This window comes from Thermodesulfobacteriota bacterium, assembly GCA_040756475.1.
In the GTDB taxonomy this organism is placed as follows: Bacteria; Desulfobacterota; Deferrisomatia; order Deferrisomatales; family JACRMM01; genus JBFLZB01.
Genome location: JBFLZB010000268.1, coordinates 1 through 4692, shown reverse-complemented (window position 1 = coordinate 4692; position 4692 = coordinate 1). Strand labels below are relative to the sequence as shown.

The following is a 4692-nucleotide window of genomic DNA, read 5'->3' as shown; positions in this document are numbered from 1 at the left end:
CTCAGCCCCGAGAGCGCGTTGGTCAGGTAGTTTCCCTGGCTGTTGAACTGGCTCACGGCCTGCTCCATTCGGATGAACTGGGCGGTGAGGCTCAGCCGCTTGGTTTCCAGGCGCTCTTCCATCTCGGCGATCCGGGCGGTCAGGCTGCGGATCGACGTGTTCACGCTCTCTTCCCGCCGTCCCAGTGCCCCCGAGACGGGGTCCGTGAGGGAGGAGAGGTACTCGTCGAACCGGGAGAACACGCCCTTGGTCACCGTGAGCGTGGCGCTGCCGGGGGCGTCGAGCTGCGCCAGCACCTGGAGGCCGTCGGTGTTGGGGTTGCCCGCGTTCCCCCGCAGCACCTGCCCCGTGCCGGTGGCGGGCTCGCCGTGGATGGTTCCCTGGACGTCGGTGCCCGAGACGGTGCCGACCGCGAAGCCGAGCTTGCCGTCCGATCCCGTGTTGGTGACCGCGCTGCCGCCTGCGACGGCGATCCGCGAGCCCGACCCGTACCGCTCGGACTGGATGCCGAGGGCACCGCTTCCGTCCACGCTCACCGAGACCTTGGCGCTCGAGAGGCGGTTGATCTGACCTTGCAGCTCTTCGGCCAGTTCCTGGGCGGAGGCGTAGGTCTTCTGGGCGAGCTTCACGGTGAGCGGCGCGCCCCCGTCGACCCGCAGCGTGAGCTCGTCGTTTGCGTCGGTGATCGTGAGCGAGGGCGCCCCGGCGCCGGAGAGCACGGCCCGCGTCGCGGGGGCCGTGACGTCCACCACGTACGTGCCACCCTTCGTGGCGCCGGAAGAGAAGGTGTACGAAACCTGGGTGTGGCTCGAGGTGCCGCCGCTGCGAAAGAGCCGCATGACCCCTTCGAAGTCGTCCTCCACGGCCTGGGCGAACCGCGCGGCGTCGAACGACACGGTGCCGCCGTCGCCCGCCGTCAGCCCAACCGAGGAGAGCACGCCGTAGGCCGAGCCGCTCGCCACGGCGTGGCTCAGCATCTGGCCCAGGGCCCGCTGCACGCCCAGCAGCGTGGAGTCTCCCATGAGGATGCCCGCCACGTTCTTGTCGGGGTTGTAGGCGAATTGCTGGGAGATGTAGGTCGCCGCCTCGTTGTAGGCATCGGCGAAAGCCTGCACCTTCTCCGTGAGGCTCTCGGCGCTGCGCGCCACGGTGACGGTAACGTCCGTGCCCGGCGCCGCCGACGTGAGGTTCAGGGTGATCCCCTGGAGCAGGGAGGTGACCGTGTTGGAGGCCGAGCTCACCGTGATCTTTCCCGCGCCCGAACCCAGGGAGACCTGCGCGTCCGCCGCCTCCTGTACCGTGGCCCAGGCGTCGAGGCTGCGGGTTCCGGTGGTGTCGAGCCCCGAGGCGTCCACCGAGAGGGCGTTCTCGACGCCCGTCTTGTCGGAGGCCAGGAGGAGCTGGTACCCCGAGCCGTTGTAGACGACCGAGGCCGTCACGCCGAGCTTCGCGCCGTTGATGGCCTTGGCGGTCCCGCCCAGGGTGTTGTTGGTGGCGTCGAGCGTGAGGGTGTGCTCCACTCCCCCGACCGTGAGCTTGAGCTCCCCCGTCCCGAAGAGAGCTCCCTCCGAGGCGTACCCGGCGTCGCCCGCGCCGGGATCGGCAGGGGTGGCGAGCTGGTGGTTTCGGGCCAGGGCCTCCACCCGCACCGTGTAAGTGCCCTGGGGGGCGCCGAGGGCCGCCGTGGCCGAGAGCACGTCTTCGTTGCCGGAGCGCACGGTCTGGGTGTTCCAGGTGGCCAGGCGCGAGAGGTCGCTGGCCGCCAACTGCACCGAGAGGAGCTTCCCGTTGATCTCCTGCCAGGTGCTGAGCTGGTTCTCCAGCCGGACCTTCTCGGCTTCCTTGAGGATCTTGGGCCGGCTCTCCACCACGACGAGCTTGTCCACGAGCTCGGTGGTGTTGATCCCGGTCGCCAGGCCGTCGAAGGTGATGGTGCCTGCCATGGTCTACCTCGTGAAGCGTGAGACGCGTGAGACGTGAGACGTGAGACGTGAAGCGTGAAAAGTGAAATGTGGCCCCCCGCAACCCAGCTTCCTCGCCTCCGTGCCTCCCAGCTTCTCGGCTTCCCGGCTTCCGAGCCTCTTAGCCCCTGCGGTCCAGGAGCGTGCCCACGAGCTCGCCGATCTTGGCGGCCAGGTCGAGGAGCTCCTTCGAGGGGATGGTCTTGACCACTTCGCGGGTCGTGTCGTCGATGACCTCGACCATCATCCGCTGGGACGCCTCGTGGATCTGGAACTGCACATGGCTGTTGCTCGAGGCCAGAAACGCGTTGACCCCGTCCACCGCCTGGGCCACGGCTTCCCGCGAGGGCTCGGGCACGGGAGCGGCCTTGTGGGCCACCGCACTCTCGCCGCCGCCGGCCGGCCGCAGGGGCTGGAGCTCGGCAGGGGGCGCCCGCCCGGGAACTCCCCGGACCGCAACGTCCGAAATCGCCTGTACGTTCATGGTCTGCCTCCTTGCCTATCCTGCCCCTCCCTCTCTTCTCCATCGTCCCCTCTCCCCTCGGGGAAGGGGTCAGGGTGAGGGGGGGCTTGACCTTCTGACAGTAGGAGCGGGAGGGCCCCCTCCCTGGGGCCCTCCCTCCCATTCGGTCCCGACTACCTCAGGAGCTGGAGGATGTTGTTCGGGATCTGGTTGGCCTGGGCCAGCATCGCCGTGCCGGCCTGCATCATGATCTGGTACTTGGTGAAGGTGGCCATCTCGGCCGCCATGTCCGTGTCGCGAATGACGGCCTCAGAGGCCTGCAAGTTCTCCGCCGCCACCCGGAGGTTGTCCAGGTTGGCCTCCAGGGTGTTCTTCTGGAAGGCGCCAAGGTCGCCGCGAATGGTGGAGACCTGGTCGATCGCCTTGTCGATGAGGGCGATCGCGTCCTGGGCGCCCTGGGAGGTGGTCACGTCGATCTGGGCCAGGCTGGTGAACCCGCTGGTGTTGGTGACGCCCTTGGCCAGCTGCTCCGCCGAGACGTCGCGAATGCCGATCTTCACCGTCTGGTTCTGGTTGGCGCCGATCTGGAAGACCAGCGAGCTGTCGGTGTTGGCGAAGACCGCAGTGCCCGCCGTCACCGTGGACCCGAAGTTCAGGGTCAGGGCGCCGCCGGTGGCCGCGCCGGTAGTGAAGCTTACGTTGTTCTGGCTCGCCTGGAAGTTGACCGCATCGCCGCCGTCGAGGACGCCGTTGTAGGTGGCCTTGGTCTCGGCGATGCTCACTGTGCCGGCGCCGCTGTAGCTGGAGAAGTCCAGGTCGATCGAGCCGCCGCCGCCGTTGCCGCTCGTGAGGGTCAGATCCGTGTTGCCGCTGTGGGCGGAGACCGCCGGGCCGTTGTCCAGAGTGGCGGAAACGGTGCTGGCGGTGGCTGCGACGGTGAAGCTCTCGGTGGCGACGAAGGTTCCCGCGCCCAGGGTGAACGAGAGGCCCTGTTCCACGCTGAGTGCGTCGGTCGTGTTGTAGTCTGCCGCGAGGGCGATGCTCCCGCTCCCGCCGGTGCTGCTTGTCCAGTTGATCGTGGTGGCGTCGGTACCGATCGTTCCGCTGCCAGCGAAGGTGAAGGTGTAGGTGGTGTCTGCGCTGCCACTGTAATACGAGTCGGCGTGCATCGCCGCGTTCGAGGTGCCCGTGGTGGTCCCCGTGTTGTCGACGGTGGCCGTGTCGAGGGTCCCGGAAACCGTCAGCGTGTGGGTTCCGGCCGAGAGCGTGTTGTCAGGGGTGCTCGAGAGCGCAACGCCCGTCCCCGAGCCGATGACGGTGGAGGCAGCCGTGGCGGCCGTGATTACCAGGCTGTGGTTGCCCGTCGCCAGGGTCGAGGCCTCCACGTTGCCGCTCGTGAGCCCTGTGGTGCCGGCGCTGGAGACGACGGAGTTGTTGTTGTTGGTGCCGTCCAGGAGCTTCTTCGTGCCGTACTGGGTGTTGCTGGCGATGCGGCTGATGGTCTCGATGGCGTTCTGGATCTCGGCCTGGTTGGCGGCGAGCATGTTGGCGTCGTTCGTCGCGTTGTTGGCCGAGTCGAGCGCCAGGGCGCGCATCTGGTCGAGGAGGGTGTGCACCTTGTCCAGCGACGCTTCCGCCGTCTGGATCATGGAGATGCCCTTCTCCGAGTTCTTGACGGCGGCCTTGAGGCCCACCACCTGGGCGCGCATCTGCTCCGACACCACGAGCCCGCTCGGGTCGTCGGCGGCGCGGTTGATGCGCAGGCCGCTGGAGAGCTTCTCCATCGTGCTGCTCATCATCCGGTTCGTGTTGCTGAGGTTGCGCCAGGCGTTGAGGGACGTGATGTTCTGGTTGATCATCAGAGACATGGTATTTCCTCCATGAAGGGTGGGGCGGGGAAGCCCCAGCATATTGATTCCGGCGTCCTTGCCGTGTGCCGCAGAGTGCGGGGCGCGGCGCCCCCGGGAGATGGCCGGCCTCTCCCCAGGCCTTGGGTCTTCCTTGTCGTACCCGGACGGCACCTCCTTTCGATGGGTCGTCTTCCCCTGCTGCCCCTCTTATCGTCCCCCCTCGGGGGGCGCTTTAGGGAAAAACGACGGTCCATGGGTCTCCCACCCTCTCGGTGTACGGGCACTGCCCTGGCGTAGAAGCGGGCTTGCCCGCGAATGGCATCGGTCTGGGTCGTCTTCGCGGCCAAGGCCGCTCCTGCGGGGCGGGCGCCGCGGTGGCGTGCCCCGGATTCGCGTAGGGCGGGGGGTGGCCCGCCGC

General features: G+C 68.0%; 3 protein-coding genes. All 3 read right to left on the bottom strand.

What is annotated here, in order from left to right:
* Window positions 1-1943: flagellar filament capping protein FliD (gene fliD, locus AB1578_22130; GenBank protein MEW6490597.1), on the bottom strand; the 1943-nt coding region annotated here is incomplete at its 3' end.
* Window positions 1944-2082: 139 nt separating this feature from the next.
* Window positions 2083-2445, bottom strand: a complete 363-nt coding sequence (locus AB1578_22125; protein ID MEW6490596.1) for a flagellar protein FlaG — start codon at window positions 2443-2445, stop codon at window positions 2083-2085.
* Between the two features lie 152 nt (window positions 2446-2597).
* Complete coding sequence (locus tag AB1578_22120; protein ID MEW6490595.1) at window positions 2598-4292, bottom strand: flagellin; 1695 nt, start codon at window positions 4290-4292, stop codon at window positions 2598-2600.
* Between the last annotated feature and the right edge of the window lie 400 nt (window positions 4293-4692).

Bases quoted from the DNA above. Each gene is read 5' to 3' on its own strand.
- AB1578_22125 (MEW6490596.1), bottom strand. From the start codon at position 2,445: ATGAACGTACAGGCGATTTCGGACGTTGCGGTCCGGGGAGTTCCCGGG.
- AB1578_22120 (MEW6490595.1), bottom strand. From the start codon at position 4,292: ATGTCTCTGATGATCAACCAGAACATCACGTCCCTCAACGCCTGGCGC.